The following is an 18,582-nucleotide window of genomic DNA, read 5'->3' as shown; positions in this document are numbered from 1 at the left end:
AGCCGGTGGCCGTTCATCTATGCGGGCACCATCCCAACGCCGGAGCAAACCCCCGGATCAGGTCGAACCCGTACACCACTTCCTTGGACGCAACCCCCCGCGAAGTGGCCTGACAGCTGCTGGGGACGTTCGTCTGTACGCAACTGGGGAGAGAAGTCCGTACGCCGACACCACCACGACACGAGACCGGTGAACCCGTCTGATCAAAGAGCTCCAGGCCCGGTGGTGCTTCAGGCTTCACCAGCCTCGTAACTCATCATTAGATGGTGCTTGGAGCCTGTTCGGGCACGGTCGACCGGGCTCGGTCCGGTTTTGGGCCGCCCTTCATGGCCCGGACATGGGAGCCGTCGATCACCGCCCGGGACCAGTCCAGCGCGCCGGCGGCGTGCAACTCGGCCAGCAGCGAGTCGTGCAGACGCTGCCAGACTCCCGCATCGTTCCAGTCGCGCAGGCGTCGCCAGCAGGTCATTCCTGAGCCGAAACCCAGTTCCTGGGGCAGGAACTCCCACGGGACGCCGGTGTAGAGCACGAACAGGATGCCGGACAGGACCTTCCGGTCATCCAGACGCTTGCGGCCGGGATGATCCGGCCGACGCGGCACGACCGGCAGCAACGGCTCGATCCGCACCCACAGCTCATCCGGCACGATCCACGGCGGCTGCTGACCCTTCCTCATGTACGGGTCAACAACCCCACAACTGCCCACATTCCAGGGCCACTTTGTTAGGAGTTCTTAACGCCCGGATGTGGGAGCCGCCGACCGCAGCCCGGGAGAAGTCCAGGGCGTTCGCGGTGCGAAGCTTGGCGAGGAGGACCGCGTGCAGGCGAGGCCACACGCCGGCCTCGGTCCACTCGGCCAGGCGCCGCAAGCAGGTCATGCCCGAGCCGAAGCCCAGTTCCTGCGGGAGGTGTTCCCAGGCGATCCCGGTGTGCAGCACGAACAGGATGCCCTGGAACACCAACCGGTCCGGGTGCCGCTTGCGTCCGGGATGACGGAGCCGACGCTCGACTTTGGGCAGCAGCGGCTCGAGCATCGCCCACAACTCGTCATCGACATGCCACGGCTTCGGTCGAGCCACCCCGCACCCCCAGATCATCAGTCCCGGAGTGATCCAACCACCTCGAAGATCATTTCGTTAGGAGTTCTTAGTAGGACTCCGTTAGGTCGTTCTTGATCTCGGTGTGGTGTGTGGCCTGGACGACCCACGCTGTGCGGAGGGAGCAGCAGGGACGTCAGCGGCGGATGCTCGCGGTCGTCTCTGCGGGCAGGTGCAGCGGAGCACCGGTCTTCGCCCGGACCTCCTCCTCGGTGACACCCGCGGCGGCTGCCGTCAGTACCAGGCCGTCCGGGGTCACATCGATGGTGGCGAGATCCGTGATGATGCGGTCGACCACACCGGCTGCGGTCAGCGGCAGCCCGCAGTCCTCGACGATCTTGGGACTGCCGTCCTTGGCGACGTGGTCGGTGAGCACCACGATCCGGCGGGCGCCGACCACGAGGTCCATGGCCCCGCCCATCCCCTTGACGAGGGCACCGGGGATGGTCCAGTTCGCGAGGTCGCCCTTGGCGCTCACCTGCAGGGCGCCCAGGATGGCGATGTCGATGCGGCCGCCACGGATCATGCCGAAGGAGGTCGCGGAGTCGAAGTAGCTGGCACCGGGGTTGACGGTCACCGTCTGCTTGCCCGCGTTGATGACGTCGGCGTCCTCCTCGCCCTCCCATGGGAAGGGGCCGAGGCCGAGGATGCCGTTCTCGCTCTGCAGGGTCACCTGCACGCCGTCCGGGATGTGGTTGGCCACGAGGGTCGGGATGCCGATCCCGAGATTCACGTAGTCGCCGTCGTTGAGTTCGGCGGCCGCGAGCGCGGCCATCTCGTCGCGGGTCCGGGGCACGGGTCGTGGCTCCTATGCTTCGACGGTCGCGCGGGAGCGGACCGTGCGTTGTTCGATTTCCTTGGTCCGCTGGCGTGTGACGACCAGACGGCCGACGTAGATGCCGGGGGTGGTGACCGAATCTGGGTCGATGAACTGCTCGGCGAGGTGCTCGGCCTCGACGACCGTCAACCGGCCACAGGTGGCCACGAGGGGGTTGAAGTTTCGTGCGGCGGCCCGGTACGTCAGGTTGCCCGCCCGGTCGGCGGTGTGGGCGTGCACGAGTGCGAGGTCGGCGACGATCGCGCGCTCCTGGACATGGACGTGTCCGTCGAACTCGGCGTGCGGCTTGCCCTCGGCGACGGGCGTGCCCACACCCGCCCTGGTGTAGAAGGCCGCGATCCCCGCCCCGCCGGCGCGCATGCGCTCCGCGAGCGTGCCCTGCGGGGAGAACTCGACCTCGAGAACCTTGTTCAGGTACTGCCGGGCGAACAGTTTGTTCTCCCCGACGTAGGAGGCGATCACCTTGGCCACCTGGCGGTTCTCCAGCAGCAGGCCGAGGCCCTTGCCGTCGACCCCCATGTTGTTGGACACGATCGTCAGCCCGGTGACCCCGCTGTCCCGTACGACCTCGATGAGGTCGTACGGGACACCGCACAGCCCGAACCCGCCGACGGCGATCGTCATCCCGTCGGTCAGCACACCGGCCAAGGCCTCTTCCGCGGTCGCGCGCAGCTTGTCCAATCCGTCCACCTCCCGCCTTCCATGCGATGCGTTCACTGTCCGAGCAGCAGAGTCAACTCGGGCGCTTCACCGACGTGCAAGAAATCGAGCCCCTGACCGGGCAAACCGATTGGCAGGCGAGCGGGCAGCAGACACAGCGTCCACCGAGTGAACGTACGATGAGCACATGGACGCGACCCCGGCAGCTCACCTCGTCGGCAGGTTGGGCGCGCTGCTACGCGCGCTGTCGACGGTCAACGAGGCCGGTGCGGGCACGGCCGCACTGGCGAGAGCGACGAGCCTGCCGAGACCGACCGTGCACCGGCTGCTCGTGTCGCTGGCGGAGGAGGGGTTCGTCGACCGCGACCGGCGCAGCGGGCGGTGGTTCCTCGGCCCCGAGCTGTATCTGCTCGGTGGGGTGGCGGGAAGCCGTTACGACATCACCCGCTACGCGCGCGAGAGTGTTCATCGGCTTGCAGCTCTGACGGGAGAGAGCGCGTTCTTCTCAGCCCGCCGGGGTGATGAGACGGTGTGCCTGCTGCGGGAGGACGGGGACTTTCCGATCCGTTCCTTCGTGCTGTACGAGGGCGCGCGCTTCCCGCTCGGTGTCGTCTCGGCCGGCCTGGCGGTACTGTCGTTCCTCGACGACACCGAGATCGACGCCTGTCTGGCCAGCACGGACCTGGTCGGTCGGTGGGGTCCGGCACACGCGGCGGCCGCGGTGCGCGAGCGGATCGCGCAGACCCGGACCGACGGATACGCCGTGAACCCCGGGCTTGTGGTGGAAGGCAGCTGGGGCATGGCCGCAGCCGTGTTCGACCACGGCGGACAGCCGGCGTGGGCGTTGACCGTGACGGGTGTGGAGACCCGGTTCCGTGCCGAGCGTAGACCTGAACTCGGTGCGCTCCTCCTGCGCGAGGCACACGCGCTCGGCCGGACGCTGAGTACCGGCGGGAGTGCCCGGCGTTGACCGCTTTTCATCCGAGGTGCGACTGCTCGGCCCAGACCACTTTTCCATCCCGGGTGTAGCGGGTTCCCCAGCGCTGAGTGAGCTGGGCAACGAGGAACAAGCCACGACCGCCCTCGTCACTCGGCTGCGCCCGACGCAGGTGCGGGGTAGTCGTGCTGCCGTCCCACACCTCAAAAATGAGCGTGTCGTCCTTGATGAGCTGGAGGCGGATCGAACCGCCGCCGTACCGGATCGCGTTGGTGACCAGCTCGCTGACAATGAGCTCCGCGCTGAACGCGCTCTCCTCCAGCTCCCATTCGGAGAGCCGCTCGCAGACGCTGCGGCGGACGTGGGCCACGACGGACGGATCCGCCGGAATGTCCCACCTGCCGACCTGGGTCCGGTCGAGGACGCGGGTACGAGCCAGGAGCAGCGCCACGTCGTCACTCCGTTCCGGGGCCAGCAAGGCGTCCAGGATCCCGTCGCCCAGCTCGTCGAGTGACTCACAAGGTTGTTCCAAAAGACCGCGCAGTTGCTCAAGTCGTGCGTCAATGTCCTGGTCACGGGTTTCTACGAGGCCGTCCGTGAAAAGAGCGAGGACACTGCCTTCCGGCACGGCGATCTCCGTGGATTCGAACGGAAGGCTGCTCAGGCCGAGTGGAGGACCGACCGGGACATCGACGATGCGCGCCTTGCCTTGCGGAGACATCATGATCGGGGGAAGGTGTCCGGCGCTGGCCAGGGTGCAGATGCCGACGACCGGATCGTAGGCGGCGTACAGGCAGGTCGCGCCGACGTCGCAGGCCACACCCTCCAGCCCGAATGCGGAAGCCGCGTCGGTGTCCGCGGTGTTGCTCACGATGTCATCGAGGTGCGTGAGGAGCTCCTCCGGCGGCAGATCGATGTCCGCGAGCGTGCGTACCGCCGTACGCAGCCGCCCCATGGTCGCGGCGGCTGTGAGCCCATGTCCCACGACGTCACCGACGACCAGCCCGACCCGCGCGCCGGGCAGCGGGATCACGTCGAACCAGTCACCGCCTGTCTCAGCCTCTCCGCCCGCGGGCAGGTAGCGTGCGGCTGTCTCGACGGCCGGGTGCTGCCCTGGGAGGCGGGGCAGAAGCATGCGTTGGAGGCCGAGAGCAATGCCACGTTCGCGGCGGAACCGGCGCGCGTTGTCCAAACAGACGGCCGCCCGCGCGGCAAGGTCTTCGCTGACCGTGAGGTCGTCCGGCGTGAAGATGTCCGGTGTTCGTGCGTTGCGCAGAAGCAGCACAGCGCCCAGGGGCACGCCGCGAACCCGTAGGGGAACCGCGATAAGCGAGTGGGCGCCGCCATCCCGCAGCTGTTCCGCCCGCGCCGGCTCCTCTTGGAACCATCGGCTGATCGCCGGGTCCGGAAGTGTCCGCAGCTCCGGCCTTCCGCTCCGTAGGCATGCCGCCACGAGCGACGAGGCCGGGTGTACGACCAGGTCATCAGGCGATTGTTGGACAGATGGAGCGCCGGAGTGCGGCAGAAAAGCCACCCGGCGCAGCGCGACCGGCCCGACCGGTACCGATGCCGGCAGCTGGCCTTCGATGACCTGGTCGAACAGGTCGACCGCGACGCCGTCGGCGAACCGCGGAACGATCACCTCGGCGAGTTCCCCGGCGGTGCGCGCCACGTCCAGGCTGGTCCCCAAGTGTTCGCGCGCCTCGTTGATCAGTGCCATGCGCTTCCGCGAGCCGTGCAGCTCCGAGTAGTCGAAGATGCACGTCGTTACCGCCTGTACACGACCGTCCTCGTCGGTGAGCGGGAAGACGTCGACGGCCCACGCATGTGCCCGGGGTTCCCCGGGGGCTCGGACGTATGCCTCGGTGGATTCGGGTACACCGGTCTCGGCGACTCGCAGCAGCTGTCGGTTGATCGCGGAGAAGCCTGGTCCGGTGAGGAACTCCGTCACCAAGCGGCCTCTCAGTTCCGCTTCGGTCGAGCCTGCCGCACGGGCCATCGCGGGGTTGACACAGAGTAGCCGGCCTTCACGGTCGGTGATCCCGGTGGCAGTCGGATTCTGGTAGAACGCCAAGGCCAGAAGCCGGTCGTGAGTACCACCGACCGCGCCAGCCTCGGGTGTGGCGGTCAGGAGGTAACCGGCGTGTCTCCCTTCCAGCACCAGGGGGGACACCAGCGGCGCCGCGTCGACACGGCGGCCTTGACGGTGCCGAAAGGCCAGGCCATCCCCTGTCAGCAGTGCGTCCAGCGGCCTTCCGACCACGTCGTCGGTGTCGAATCCCAGGAGGGACCGTGCGCCATCGCTCCAGTAGGCCACGATCCCGTCGGGGTCGGCCACTACCACGGGGGTGGTGGTGGCGATCACGTCGTTCACGGGCGCCCTGGCTCTCCCGGGCTGCACCACGGGGTCGTTCATAGCGCCTCACCTGGCCTCGACGGACAACCCGCGCTCTTTACGATGGTCCCACGCAGGCGCCCGCAAGACGAACGAACGTGACTCCCCCACACAAGGCAGATCGCGGCCACGCTGTGGGTCAGGACCAGGCAGAGGTGCGGATGGAAGGGAAGGCCGGTTCCGGCAGGCAGATCCCGCGCCGCAATCCGGGGAACGCCGCACGGACGCGTTGTGGTGCGGTAGGTACCAACGGATGGAATGGCCGCCGGCAGCCTCGCCCGCCTCGATGCCTGGCTCACCGGCAGACCGCTCGCCCGCACCCGCGTCTCGCCCTTCGCAGCACTCCGCCCCGCTGGATGAACTCCAGTGGGGCGGAATTGATCAACAGCGTCCGTTCGTTGGCTCGGGCTCGCACGTCCGGGCTGTTCAGGCAGGCAAAAAGGGGTGCCTGCGGTCATCTGCCTCTGATCCGCGCGGTGATCCAGACGGAAGTCTCCGGCGGTCCGCCGGTCGCCGCGCGCGTCGGACTCTCGCGCGGCGACCGGCACCGGTTCGGGCGGGGAACGGTCAGTCGACCCACACCGACCGCGCGCCGGCGCCGGTGAGGCTGTTGAACATCTCGGAAGCCTGCAGCTTGCCGTCGAACATGCGCAGGACGTGCATCGAGACGCACATGACCTCGATCTCGTCGATGACGCTGCGGCCCTCCAGCCACTTGGGCAGAACGCTGCGTGCGTGCATCTCCCGCATGGAGGCCGGCACGAAGGCGGAGATGTTCGCGGCGCTCGTCACCGTCGGCAGAATGTAGCCGGGGACCATGCCGATCGTCACGACCAGGCCCTGCTCGACATCGGCCGCGACGACCCGCGCTTTCGGGTCCGACGGCCGGAAGGGCGCGAGACCGTAGGGCATGACGACGGTGTCCTCCGGGGCGTGCGGGCCGGTGTCGACGCCCATGAGCAGGTCGTGGAACTCCGCGAACTCGTGGACCACACCGCCCTGTTCCATGACGACGCAGTCGTCTCCCTCCGGGGGCATCGGCGCCGCGGTGTCGATGAAGATGGCCCTGCCGAGTGCGAGCAGTTCCTCGCGGGTGGCGCGGCCGCTCTCCGGGATGGCGGACTTCCAGACCGCGGGCTCGTTGCCGATCTCCTCGGCGAGCAGCACGTAGCCGCCCTCGCCCCGGGACTTGGCGTGGAAGAGCTCCAGTTCGGTGATCCGGTCGTCGGCGACGGCGATCCGGGCCCAGAAGGTGGCCGGCGCGCCGCCGATCTCCAGGTTCGCGGTCATCACGATGTTGCCGAGTTCCTCGTCGGCGACGACCGGCCCCAGGGCGTTCACCCTGGAGACGAGGCGCCAGGCGGTGAGCATGTTCAGCGCACCCGGGATCGAGTTCTCCGTCGCGCGGTAGCGGTCCGCCAGCGGAAGGAGACCGGGGTCCTTCTCGACCATCGACTTGAGGACAAGGTCGACGTACTGCTTCATCTGGTACTGCTCCTTCGTAAGTGGGTGATGTGCCGTCGGCCGGTCCGTCCAGGCCGCGGACCTGGCGGGGGCGTACCGCTCAGGCGGGGTTCCGGCCGATGAAGAACTCCCGGAACGGGTCCATGCTCGGTTCGAGGCCGGCGTCGACGAGTCCCTTGCGCAGGGCGTTCATCTGCGGGTCGTGGATGCGCTGGGTGGGCATGCGCAGCGGGCCGCCGTTGTAGCCCTGGAGCCATCCCTGGAACTTCCACGCCTGACGGTTGATGAAGAAGCCGCCGTTGAGCTGCGCGGCGAGATTCGACTTGACCTTGCGGGCCGGGTGCAGCCGCCAGTAGATCTCCGTCGCCTCGTCGTACTTGCCGTCCCGCAGCAGTCCCATCACGTGCGGGATCGTCGGGCCGTAGTACTCGTGGTCGCTGGTCGCGGAGAGCTGGATCGGCATCACCTGGGAGAGGGGGATCAACTCGCCCTCGATGGGGCAGGAGATGACGACCTCGTCGCCGAACAGCCGGTGGCACTCGATGATTCCCTGGATGCTGGGGAAACCGCCCTCGGCCTTGATCACGGCTATGTTCGGGCAGTCGTCGATCAGCCGCCGGATCAGGCGGGCCGGGATGTCCGAGGGGTGGATGCGCGAGCTGAAGTTCCACAGGAACATCGGAAAGAGGATGACGGCCAGGTTCGTGGCGTCGCAGACGGCCCTGGTGTAGTCGTAGACCTCCTGCTCGGACTCCGGGTAGAAGTTCGGCGGGTACGACAGCAGCACCAGCTCCGCGCCTGCGGCCTCCGCGCCCTTGACCGCCTCGATGTTCTGCTCGAGATCGCTCCAGCTGGCATGGTGCACGACCACCAGGTCGTCGCCCGCCTCGTCGCGGACGATCCGCAGGAAGTCCAGGTACTCCGGCAGGGTGATGTTGACCTCGGAGACGCCGAGCGTGCCCAGGAAGCCGTGCTCCTTGGCCAGCCGCACGTCGTGCCGGATCGCCGTCTCGTTGATGCCGCGGAGGTCGTTGGTGAACGACGGGATGGTGCAGTTGACGGCGCCGACGAGCCTCTCGCGCGCCCACTCGCGCGCCTCGCGCCGGTTGTAGTCCGCCATGTCCGGTCCTCTCGTCTTATCGGTGACGGTTCGTCACGTACTGGGGCTGGTCGGGTCAGTGGGACGTGTGGTGCCGGTCCGTGACGGGCTCGTCACGCGGTTCTCACTTCTCGACCGGGTGGATTCCGAGGTCGGTGACGAGGCCGAGGCCGTCGCGCTCGGCACTGCGCGCACACATCTCGGCGACGGCGAGGTCCTGCACCGCCGAGCCCACCGACTTGTAGAGCAGGATCTGTTCGCGCTTCTCGCGGCCCGGGTGCCGGCCCGAGACCAGGTCGGCCAGGGAGACCGTCCTGCGGCTCACGTCGACACCCTGTGCCCGCGCGGCGATCAGGTCGCCGGTCTCCTCCAGGACCTCCTCGACCATGTCGGCGACGAGCAGCGCGCAGCGCGACAGCACCTCCGGGTCGACCTCCCGCTGCTCGGGCAGGGTCGATCCGATCGACACGACGGTCATGCCGGGGCGCAGCCACGCCCCGAGCAGGGTCGGTGACTGGTCGCGCGAGCGGGCGGCACACACGACGACGTCCGCGTCCGCGACGGCCGCCCGCGCGGACTCGGCCGGGGTGATCTCGACGCCCAGGTCGGCCAGTTCGCGTGCGCAGCGGGTACGGCTCTCGGAGCGGGGGCTGTAGACCGTCACCGAGGTGAGTTCACGCACCGCCGCCAGCGCCCGTACATGGTTCTTCGCCTCGAAGCCGGAGCCGATCAGCCCGACGCGCAGGGCACCGGCCGGAGCGAGGACGTCCGCCGCGAGAGCGGAGGCCGCCGCCGTGCGGAACCCGGTGATCGAGTGGCCGTCGAGCAGCGCGACCAACTCCGCGCTGCGCTGGTCGAACAGCGGGATCAGATAGGAGACGCGGCCGTGTTCCGGCGACGCCGCGATGATCTTCAGGCCCATGAGCGCGGGGTCGGCGGGCACGCCGCTCAGGGTGCGCAGCCACCCGTGGTCGCCGCGTGCCATCCGGCGGGCGGGGAAGCGGGTGCCGTCGGGATCACCGGCGTAGGCCGCGCGGAGGGCCTCGACCGCCTCCTTCCAGTCGAAGACGGACCGTACGGCGGCATCGCCGAGGATCAGGGTCATGGAGTGCCTTCCGTCGCCGGGGCGGTGAACACGTCCTCGACCCAGTCGGCGATGTACGAGCCGACGTGAGGGAGGTGGTCCAGGCCGATGTGCTCCGTGGCACCCTCGTCGGGCGTGAAGACCCGCAGCTCGCGCCGGGGGCTGCCGACGGCCTGCTCGTAGGAGCGGTGCGCGTACTTGACGTCGATCTGCCGGTCGTTGCTGCCGTGCGTGACGAGGAACGGGCAGGTGATCCGCTCGACGACGCCGTCGAGGTGGACGGCGGCCGCGGCCTCGATGAACGAGGGGACGTCGTCGTGGCCCCAGACCCACAGCACGTGCTCCCAGTAGTGCGGGACCGGGTTCTCGCCCTCCCGCTCCAGCCGCGCCTTCTGCACCTCGCCCCAGTTGTGGTTGGCGCCCCAGGCGACGGCGAGGGCGAGCCGCTTCTCGAACGCCGCGGCCCTCGGCACGTAGAACCCGCCGAGCGACCAGCCCACCAGGCCGACGCGGGCGTTGTCGACGTCCTCGCGGGTCTCCAGGTAGTCGACGCACGCCGTCGCCCAGTCCTCGGTCGTGACGCGCGCCTTGAGGTCCTGGAAGCGCAGCGCCTCACCGCTGCCGGGGCAGTCCACCATCAGGGTGGAGATCCCGCGGGCGGCCATCTCGGCGGGCCAGCCGGAGGTGTACATGTGCTCCTTGGTGGAGTCGAGGCCGTTCCACATGATCACCGTCGGCGCCGGGGTCCCGTCGGGGTGGGACGCCCGGGTGAAGTACGCCGGCAGGGTCGTCCCCTCGAAGGGCACCGCGACTCTGGAGGTGGCCGGGTCGACGAGCTCGAACGAGCGCTCCAGCAGGTCGAGGCAGTGCTGGTAGACCTGCCTGCGGTCGGGGTCCTTGGCGCTCTGCATGCGCTCCGCCTGGCACAGGTACGCCGCCGCCCGGAAGTACTTCTGCCCGGCGGTGCGCGGGTGGCCGGCCGCCGCGGCCTCGTCGGCCTGGCTCTCCAGCTGTCCGGCGACGGCCTGCCAGGACGCCATGAACTCCCTGGTGCCGACGTCGCTGCCCTGCCGGGCGAGTTCACGGATCGGGCGGCAGGCACGGTCGACCTCGTCGATGCAGCCGCCGGAGTTCAGCGTCGCGGCGACGCCGAGGCTCCAGATGTAGTTGTCTGGGAAGTACTCGAACATGTCCGTCACTCTGCCGTCGGTGGTGTGCGCCCGGAACCCGTACCGTCGTGATGCGAGGTATCGACGGGCTGGTCGGACGCGCCATGGACGACGAGGTGTACGACCGAGCCGCGCGCCGCGTACGGGGGTCGGCGGAACGCCGGCGCGTCGTACCGGGCGCAGGGAACTTCGACGGCGCGGTCGACGCGTGTACGGCGTCGACCGCGGCGCGTCCCACCGCCCGCGCTCGTCCGGCGTTCAGGACGGGCGCGTGGCGTCCGCGATGTGCTTGTGCGACACATGGGCGGTCATGCCGCCGTCGATCACCAGCTCGGCGCCGTTGTAGTAGGCGGAGTCGTCCGAGACGAGGAAGACGATCGTCGGGGCGATGTCGGCGGGAACCCCCACCCTGCCCAGGGGAATCTCCGCGACCGCGGCGGTCTGGAACGCGGGCGGCGCCGAGGCCATCAGCGGGGTGTCGATCAGCCCCGGCATGACCGCGTTGACCCGGATTCCGCGCTCGCCGAGCTCCAGCGAGGCGGAGCGGGTGAGCCCGCGCAGCGCCCACTTGCTCGCCGTGTACGCCGCCGCCGCGTGCCCCGACACCGCGGCGACGGAGCAGATGTTGACGATGCTGGAGCCCGGCGCCATCAGCGGCACCAGCGCCTGGATGCCCAGCAGGGGGCCGGTCACGTTGATGGCGAACGTGCGCTCCCACGCCTCGGCCGACACATGCGGGATCCGCTCGCGGGCCGCCACTCCCGCGTTGTTGACCAGCGCGTCGACGCGGCCGTACCGCTCACCGGCGAACTCCGCCAGCTCGGCCCAGCCGGCCGCGTCGGTGACGTCGTGGCGGAGCTGGGTGACGCCGCCGCCCGGCCGGTCGCCACCGGCGTACTCGAAGTCGAGGACATCGGTGGCGATGACGTGCGCGCCTTCGGCGGCGAGCGCCTCGGTCTCGGCGGCCCCCTGGCCGCGCGCGGCTCCGGTGACGACAACGACCTTGCCGGCCAGCCGGCCACTCGCGGCCGGGTTCACGGGGCTCATACCGGCGGGGCGACGAACACGCCGCTGTCGGGGTCGTTGAAGCTGTCCCGAGCGATGATCTCGCTCATCGGGTCCGCCGTGCCCCACAGGTCCTGCGTGTCGGGGTCGGCGATGTCGAACACCTGCGGGTGCCATATGTCGGAGTCGAGCCGGGCCAGCTCGGTGGTGTACTCCATCGTGTTGCCGCTGGGGTCGAGGAAGTAGCTGAAGGTGTTGTTGCCGGCGTTGTGCCGGCCCGGCCCCCAGATCTTCTTCGTACCGGCCCGCATGGCCCGTCCGGTGGCCCTCATGTACTCGTCCAGGCCGCGCAGTTCGAAGGAGACGTGGTGCACGGACGTGTGCGGGCCGCGGGCGATGGCGAGGCTGTGGTGCCAGTCGTTGCACCGCATGAAGTGCATCATCTCGCCCATGTGCTCGCCCCAGAGCGTGTCCGACAGCTTGAAGCCGAGTACGTCGGCGTAGAAGTCTCGCGTCTTGTTGGGGTCGGTGCTGTTCATCACCGCGTGGGAGAGCCGTACGGGGACGGACTCGCCCTCCTCGACCGCGCGGTGTCGGCGCGTCTCGACGTCGGCGCTGATCTCGATCGTGCGTCCGTCGATGTCGAAGAAGCGGAAGCCGTAGCCGCCGCCCGCGGTCTGCAACTCGCCGGGCTCGCTGACCAGTTGAACGCCCCGGCTGCCGAGCTGCTGGGCGAGGGCGTCGACCGAGGCGGCGTTGTCGGCGCCGAAGGCGATCAGGTCGAGGCGTTTGTCGGCGGACTTCCGCAGGCGGATGACGTACTGCTCCGGCGAGCCCTCGGCCGCCAGGTACGACAGGTCACCGTCGGTGCCCGTCTCGGTGAGGCCCCAGACCTCCTTGTAGAAGGTCCGCTGTGTCTCGTAGTCGGGCACGGCCAGGTCGACGTGGCGCAGATGGGTGATGCCGTGTTCGTTGAGGTGGCTCATGGGTCAGACTGTTCCTTCGCTCGGTGCTCGGTGGGCCGCAGGTCAGCCCAGGACCGTGCCGCCCCCGTCGACGACGAGGTTGACGCCGGTGATCCAGGCCGCCTCGTCGGAGGCGAGGAAGACCGCCGCGCTCACGACGTCCTCGGGGGCGCCCGGACGGCCCAGCGGGATGCGGGCGATGTTGCTCTTGAACGCGTCGTCGCCGTTGTCGACCAGCCAGGCCGTGGCCGGGGTCACGATGAAGCCGGGGCTGACGGCGACGGCGCGGATCTTGTGCGGCGCGCCCTCGACGGCGAGTTGCTGGGTGAGGTTGATGACGCCGGCCTTGGCGGTGCCGTGGACGTTCTGCGGCATGAACTCCACGCCGCGCGTGCCGGCGATCGAGCCGATGTTGACGACGACGCCACCACTGCGCTTGAGGTACTTCCACGCGGTGCGGGTGGTGTAGAAGACGAGGTTGAGTTCGTTGGCGATGCCGTAGTCCCAGGTCTCGACCGGCATCTCGTCGATCGGGCCGAACACCGGGTGCGAGGCGTTGTTGTAGAGGATGTCGACGCCGCCGAAGACCGCGGCCGCGTCCTCCACCCATTTCTCCGCGGCGGCGGCGTCGGAGAGGTTCACCGGCGCGAAGCCCTCGATCTCGCCACCGGCCTCGCGGCCCAGGCGGACCGTCTCGGCGATGCCCTCCTCCTTGATGTCGCAGCCGACGACCTTCGCGCCCTCCCGCAGGAAGCGCAGCGCCGCCTCCCGTCCCATCCCGCTGCCGATGCCGGTGATGAGCGCGATCTTGCCGTCCAGACGGCCTGCCATGGTTGCTCCTCTGTCTGCGTGTGCCGAATGTCTGCGTGTGCCGAATGTCTGCGTGCGTCGAATGTCTGCGTGTGTCGAGGTTTCGTGTGGGGGTGGGGCGCGTCGGGTCAGGCTGTCGTGATCTCGATCGCGCCGTGGTACGACGTGCCGGGCTTCGGCTCGGTCGGCACACCGTCGACGGTGACGGTGCCGGCGGTGAGCGTCGCGTCCGCGTCCAGGACGAGCCCGGTGAGGTGGCTGGTGCCGGTGACCGTCCAGCTCGCCCCCGTGCCGAGGGTGACGATCACACCGTTGTTCACGGCGGGGGCGGCGGTGTTGTCGACCTCGCCGAGCTCGCGGTACTGCTCGGGGCCGATCGCCGCCACCCGGTGCTCGGCCACGGAGGCGGAGATCACGCCGTGCAGCGAGGTCCGCGTGAACGTCAGCGCGATGTTCCGGCCGGCGCGGGCTCCGTTGTAGAAGTCGCCGCGCAGGTCGATGTCGGTGAACCGCGCGACGCTGTCGTCGTCGTGCACCTCGGTGACGTCCCACTCCGGGTCGCGCCGAGCGGGGCCGGTGGGCGGGGCGTACACGGCGCGTACGTCGTCGAAGTCGCCCGAGTTGATGATCGGGTCGTCGGAGTCCATGAACTGGAAGAGCACGCCGTTGCCCGCCTCCAGCCGGGCACCGCCCGAGCCGTCGACGGTGATGTCCGCCTTGACGCCCTTGTTGAGGAAGACCGTGCCGGCGCTGGAGATCCGGGTGCCTCCGGTGACGGAGAGGACGCTGCCCGGGAACTGGTGCAGGAGCGCCCCGAACCGTCGCGACTCGATGACGCTCGCCCGCTCGGGGAGTGCGGCGATCTCCTCGTCGCTCAGGCCGGTCTCCAGGTCCGCGTCGAGCTGCGCGACCTGCGCGTGCGTGCTGTCCCCGAGGGCGACCGAGCCGCCGCTGAGGACAAGGCCGTAGGTGACGCCGGTGAAGCGGGTGCCGAGGAACGTGTCGACGGCGTTGACGTCGGCGTAGGCGCCGTAGCCGTCCTTGCCGGTGATGACGGCGTCCACGTTGACGGCGCTCAGGCGCAGCGGAACGTCGAGGTTGCCGAGCATGGTGCTGGAGCCGACCGCGTCGCTGGCCAGCACGCCCCAGTTGCTGGAGGTGACGGAGCAGGCGACATAGGTGGCCCGGGTCAGATCGCCGAGGGTGACGACCGAGCGGACGTTGCCGGACAGGCCGAGCGGCCAGGGCACGGTCATCATGCCCGGCCCGAGGACGTCCTCGTAGTCGTCGGGCAGGGTGCCGTCGGTGGTGGTGATGACGGAGTTCTTCACGACCACGCGGGCGCCGTCGTCGGCGACGACACCGGCGCGCACGGCGCCGCGGGTGCGGATCGTCGCGCCGTCGACGGTGAGGCGGGTCGTGGGACCCTTCGCGACGACGGCCGCGCCCTGGGCGGAGAAGTCGCTTCGGCCGTTGCCGTCGAAGTCGAAGGTGGCGTCGGTGAGTTCGTACTCGCCGCCCGCGATGTAGAAGCCGTTGAACGCCTCGCCGGTGGAGGTGACGGTGACGCCGCGGGCGGAGCGGCCGTCGTAGGTGCCGCCGCGTACGGCGGACGGTACGGACTTGGCGTCCACGACGCCGTCCGCGTCGACGTAGACCGCCTGGCGCAGATGGAAGGGGGCGTCCATGACGGAGGCCGGGTGGTCCTCGGTGACCGTGACGACCACGTCGCCGCGGTAGGTGCCCGGCGCGACGGCGGTCGTCGTCGCGTAGGTGGAGAGCAGCTTCGAGCCGGTCTCGACGCCGTCGACGGTCACCGTGAGGTGGTGGCCCTCGGGCGCGGTCAGGGACCCGCCGTCGGCGACGGTCAGCGAACGCACCCGCGTGGTCCGCGTGAGAGTGCGCACCTCGCCGCCGCGCACGACGAGCGCGTCGGATTCGGTGCGGTCCTGGAGGGAGTCGGTCATGGTGGGCGAGTCCTTGGTCGGGGGCGCGGACGGTGGCCGGCCCGGGGCGCGCGGCGGCTCCCGGAGCCTCGGACCGGCCGGGGATCAGCGGTGCCGGGCCGGAGGCCAGGGGCGCTGACGGCCGGTCACTTCAGGTACCAGGAGGACTTGGCCGTCGGGTCGAAGGCGTACGGCTGCGAGTTGGGGCTGCCGTCGGGCGCGATGTTGACGAGGTTCCTCGCCGCGAGGTCGATGGTGGGGATCACGCCGGCCGAGACGATCCAGGCCTGCTGGTCGATCCGGTTCGTGATCGCCTGCATCGCGGTGTCCTCCTCCGAGGCGGAGGCCGTGCCGGCCGCCGCCATGAGCTGGTCGACCGTGGAGTCCACCACGCCGAAGCCGTTGCCCACGGTGCCCTTGCCGAGGAACTGGTTGTACTCGGTGTAGATGTCGTTGCCCGGGAGGTTGGTGACCACGGCGTCGTACTTCTTCGACGAGATCGCGGTCAGGAACTGCGTGAAGCCCGTGCTGATCACGTGGATCTTCAGCGTGATGCCGACGGCCTTGAGCTGGCTGGCGAAGGCCTGCGCGAGGCTGCCGTTGGCGTCCTGCTGGGAGAAGTCGAGCGTGCTGATGGTCAGACCGTTGGGGTATCCGGCCTTCTTCAGCAGCGCCTTCGCCTTGGCCACGTTGTACGGGTAGGGGTCGGAGTTCTTCTTGTCGTAGCCGCCCAGGCCCTTGATGCCGACACTGCTCTGCGCGGTGCCGATCCCGCTGAACAGCGACTTGATCATGGCCGAGCGGTCGACGGCGTACTCGATCGCCTGACGCACCTCGAGCTTGGCCAGCGGGCCGGAGGTGCGGTTCTCCAGCACCAGGGACGGCAGCAATGAGCCGTGCTGGGAGATCTGGAGTCCGGCGGACTGGGCGCTGGCGGCGTTGGCGGTGCCGTCGTCGAAGACGTAGTCGACCTGGCCACTGCGCAGCGCGTTCAGTCGCGCGGTCGCGTCGGGGATCTGGGTGACGACGACCTTGTCGAACTTGATCGCCTTCTGGTTGAAGTAGTTGGCGTTCGGTATGAAGGTCGTCTTGGAGCTGTTGGACTGCGAGGGGTCGAGCTTGTACGGCCCCACGCCGTCCGAGGCCTTCGAGAGGGTACTGGGCTTCGCGGTGCCGGTCGGGCCGACGATGATGCCGAAGTTGTCCGCCTGGCTGAACGTGTTGACCGCGAAGCTCTCCGGCACCGCCTTGGAGTAGGCGACGTCGACCTCGTCGTCACCGACCGCGGTGACGCTCTTGACCGGTCCGATCGACCCGTTGGGGCCAGGCGTCTTGACGATCCGCTTCAGGGAGGCGGCGACGGTGTCGGCCGTCATAGCGGTGCCGTCGGAGAACTTGACGCCCTTGCGCAGCTTCAGCTTGAAGAGGCGGTTCCCGTCGCTCATGCTCCACGACGTGGCGAGGTCGGGCGAGTAGGTGTTGTCGACGTTCTGGTGGATCAGCGAGTCGTAGGCCGCGGCCAGCACGAACGGCGGGGACGCCATCGCCGGGTCCATCGGGAACGGGGACGACTCGGCGATCGTGAGCGTGCCGCCGCGCTTGACGTTCGTCGCGTCGGTGAGGCTCGAAGCGGCCGTGGAGCTCCCGCCGGTGCCGGGCGTGGAACTGCCCGAGCAGGCGGTCAGGACCACGAGGGCTCCTGCCGTACACAGGCCGGCCAGCCCCCGCCGAAGCCTTTTGACCTCAGCCATGGATTGCTCCCTTCACGGAGCTCGTTCTCGGTGTGCGTGGGTGGGATGCCGCTGCCACGGAGCAGCGGTCCGTCGCTGCCGTCGGCTCGGTGTCCCAGATCACAGCAGCCTGGGTCGAACCGCAGCAACCACACCGTCTCGATGTGAGGCATTGCGGCCTGTGATGACCGCGGGCCTCCCCCCCCGAACGGGAAAAAGGCCCCGTCCACGGCGGTGCACGCCGTGGCCGGAGCCCTGGGGCGAAACGGGTCAGGCCGCACGGGCCCGGGGGTTGAGCAGGCCGTAGGCGACGTCTACCAGGAAGTTGACCAGCACCACGATCAGGCAGAACAGGACCGCGATGCCGAGCACGACGGGGATGTCCCCCTGACCCGTCGACGACGTGGCCAGACTGCCGAGACCGGGCATGGCGAAGATGTTCTCGACCAGGACGGCGCCGCCGAGCATGCCGACGAAATAGACCCCGACGACGGTGACGATCGGGATGGCGGCGTTCTTCAGCGCGTGGCGCAGCAGGATGCGCCGCTCGGACAGGCCGGTGGCGCGCAGCGCGTCGACGTAGTCCTTGCCCCACTCGCTCAGCAGGGCGTCGCGCGTCTGTTTCGCGATGCCGGTGACACCGCCGATCGACAGGGTCGCCACCGGCAGCACCAGGGAGCGCAGCCACAGCAGGGGGGAGTCACCGAACGACACGTAACCGGTCGCCGGCAGCAGCCCCCACTGCACCGCGAAGAGCTCCATCAGGACCAGGCCGAGCCAGAAGCTCGGCAGGGCGAACCCGAGCATCGACACCACGTCCAGGAAGCGCCCGACCGGGCCACCCCGCACGGCGCTGAACGCGCCGACGCCCACGCCGACCACGGTCGACACCAGCGTCGTGCCGACGACCAGCGACAGGGTGACCGGCAACCGGCCCATCAGCTCGGGAAAGACCGCCTCCTGGGAGACCAGGGACGAGCCCAGGCTGCCGTGCGCCGCTTGGTCGAGCCAGTCCCAGTACTGCTGCCACAACGGCTTCTCGAGGCCCAGTTCCCGCCGCACCTGCGCGATCTTCGCCGGGGTGGCGAAGCCGCCGAGCAGGGTGGCCGCCGGATCGCCGGGGGCGACCGAGAGGAGGACGAACGTCACCGCGGAGACGACGAGTACGAGCACGGCCGCCAGGAGCGCCCGGTGCAGTGCGAGGCGCAGGATCGGATGCATCCGTCGATCGCGCCGAAGGGTGACAAGCCGCAGGTTAGCCATGTGCCCACCCTAGGGACGGACACCGCCGCCCGGTTATCGCAGCCGTTGATGCTTGCCATCGCTTCGCCTGCCCTGCGCACGGGTTCCGGCAGGGGCCCTCGCCTGGTGGTATCTGGGAAC

At 69.3% G+C, this 18,582-nt stretch carries 14 protein-coding genes and 2 pseudogenes; 1 reads left to right on the top strand and 15 read right to left on the bottom strand.

All coding sequences use genetic code 11. The features are described 5' to 3' along the window. Positions 1–257: 257 nt before the first annotated feature. The 4 genes and pseudogenes from ACFY6U_RS51820 to ACFY6U_RS51805 all read right to left on the bottom strand — a co-directional run. A pseudogene (locus ACFY6U_RS51820) lies at positions 258–676 on the bottom strand (transposase); the annotation flags it as partial. A gap of 55 nt (positions 677–731) precedes the next feature. Continuing rightward, positions 732–1,079 (bottom strand): annotated as a pseudogene (locus ACFY6U_RS51815) (transposase); the annotation flags it as partial. Between the two features lie 154 nt (positions 1,080–1,233). Beyond that, positions 1,234–1,872, bottom strand: coding sequence for a 3-oxoacid CoA-transferase subunit B (locus ACFY6U_RS51810; protein ID WP_390050104.1), 639 nt, complete (start codon positions 1,870–1,872; stop codon positions 1,234–1,236). Positions 1,873–1,905: 33 nt separating this feature from the next. Then, on the bottom strand, positions 1,906–2,616 hold the full coding sequence (locus ACFY6U_RS51805) for a CoA transferase subunit A (protein WP_390050103.1): 711 nt from the start codon (positions 2,614–2,616) through the stop codon (positions 1,906–1,908). A gap of 166 nt (positions 2,617–2,782) precedes the next feature. Between ACFY6U_RS51805 and ACFY6U_RS51800 the strand changes: the two genes are divergently transcribed. Beyond that, positions 2,783–3,565 (top strand): IclR family transcriptional regulator, encoded by a 783-nt coding sequence (locus ACFY6U_RS51800; protein ID WP_390050101.1) that lies wholly within the window; start codon positions 2,783–2,785, stop codon positions 3,563–3,565. 7 nt (positions 3,566–3,572) lie between these two features. On the opposite strand, the gene ACFY6U_RS51795 is transcribed toward ACFY6U_RS51800, so the two are convergent. The 11 genes from ACFY6U_RS51795 to ACFY6U_RS51745 all read right to left on the bottom strand — a co-directional run bounded on the left by ACFY6U_RS51795 (position 3,573) and on the right by ACFY6U_RS51745 (position 18,420). Continuing rightward, positions 3,573–5,906 (bottom strand): SpoIIE family protein phosphatase, encoded by a 2,334-nt coding sequence (locus ACFY6U_RS51795; protein WP_390050099.1) that lies wholly within the window; start codon positions 5,904–5,906, stop codon positions 3,573–3,575. Positions 5,907–6,494: 588 nt separating this feature from the next. Beyond that, positions 6,495–7,412, bottom strand: coding sequence for a hypothetical protein (locus ACFY6U_RS51790; protein WP_390050097.1), 918 nt, complete (start codon positions 7,410–7,412; stop codon positions 6,495–6,497). Between the two features lie 79 nt (positions 7,413–7,491). Next, positions 7,492–8,511, bottom strand: a complete 1,020-nt coding sequence (locus ACFY6U_RS51785; RefSeq protein WP_390050095.1) for a dihydrodipicolinate synthase family protein — start codon at positions 8,509–8,511, stop codon at positions 7,492–7,494. A gap of 103 nt (positions 8,512–8,614) precedes the next feature. Continuing rightward, positions 8,615–9,595 carry an ornithine cyclodeaminase family protein gene (locus ACFY6U_RS51780; RefSeq protein WP_390050093.1) on the bottom strand — a complete coding sequence of 327 codons (981 nt, stop codon included), beginning with the start codon at positions 9,593–9,595 and terminating at the stop codon, positions 8,615–8,617. Then, positions 9,592–10,764 (bottom strand): alpha/beta hydrolase family protein, encoded by a 1,173-nt coding sequence (locus ACFY6U_RS51775; protein ID WP_390050091.1) that lies wholly within the window; start codon positions 10,762–10,764, stop codon positions 9,592–9,594. Before ACFY6U_RS51775 ends, ACFY6U_RS51780 begins: the two co-directional genes overlap by 4 nt. 237 nt (positions 10,765–11,001) lie before the next feature. Continuing rightward, entirely contained in the window at positions 11,002–11,790 is a 789-nt protein-coding gene (locus ACFY6U_RS51770) for an SDR family NAD(P)-dependent oxidoreductase (RefSeq protein ID WP_390050089.1), read from the bottom strand. Next, complete coding sequence (locus ACFY6U_RS51765) at positions 11,787–12,734, bottom strand: VOC family protein (protein WP_390050087.1); 948 nt, start codon at positions 12,732–12,734, stop codon at positions 11,787–11,789. Before ACFY6U_RS51765 ends, ACFY6U_RS51770 begins: the two co-directional genes overlap by 4 nt. 42 nt (positions 12,735–12,776) lie before the next feature. Then, positions 12,777–13,544: an SDR family NAD(P)-dependent oxidoreductase gene (locus ACFY6U_RS51760; RefSeq protein ID WP_390050085.1), complete on the bottom strand. Its 768-nt coding sequence runs from the start codon at positions 13,542–13,544 to the stop codon at positions 12,777–12,779. A gap of 107 nt (positions 13,545–13,651) precedes the next feature. Continuing rightward, positions 13,652–15,490: a hypothetical protein gene (locus ACFY6U_RS51755; RefSeq protein WP_390050083.1), complete on the bottom strand. Its 1,839-nt coding sequence runs from the start codon at positions 15,488–15,490 to the stop codon at positions 13,652–13,654. A gap of 125 nt (positions 15,491–15,615) precedes the next feature. Continuing rightward, the gene (locus tag ACFY6U_RS51750) at positions 15,616–17,220 is read right to left on the bottom strand and encodes an ABC transporter substrate-binding protein (protein WP_390050081.1); all 1,605 of its coding nucleotides are present in this window, start codon (positions 17,218–17,220) and stop codon (positions 15,616–15,618) included. Positions 17,221–17,469: 249 nt separating this feature from the next. Beyond that, a complete protein-coding gene (locus tag ACFY6U_RS51745) occupies positions 17,470–18,420 on the bottom strand; it encodes an ABC transporter permease (protein ID WP_390050079.1) in 951 nt (316 codons plus the stop codon). Positions 18,421–18,582: the final 162 nt, after the last annotated feature.

The organism is Streptomyces sp. NPDC013157, from assembly GCF_042899865.1.
Lineage (GTDB): Bacteria > Actinomycetota > Actinomycetes > Streptomycetales > Streptomycetaceae > Streptomyces.
The sequence above is the reverse complement of the archived record's forward strand: the minus strand, read 5'-3'. Positions and strand labels throughout refer to the sequence as shown.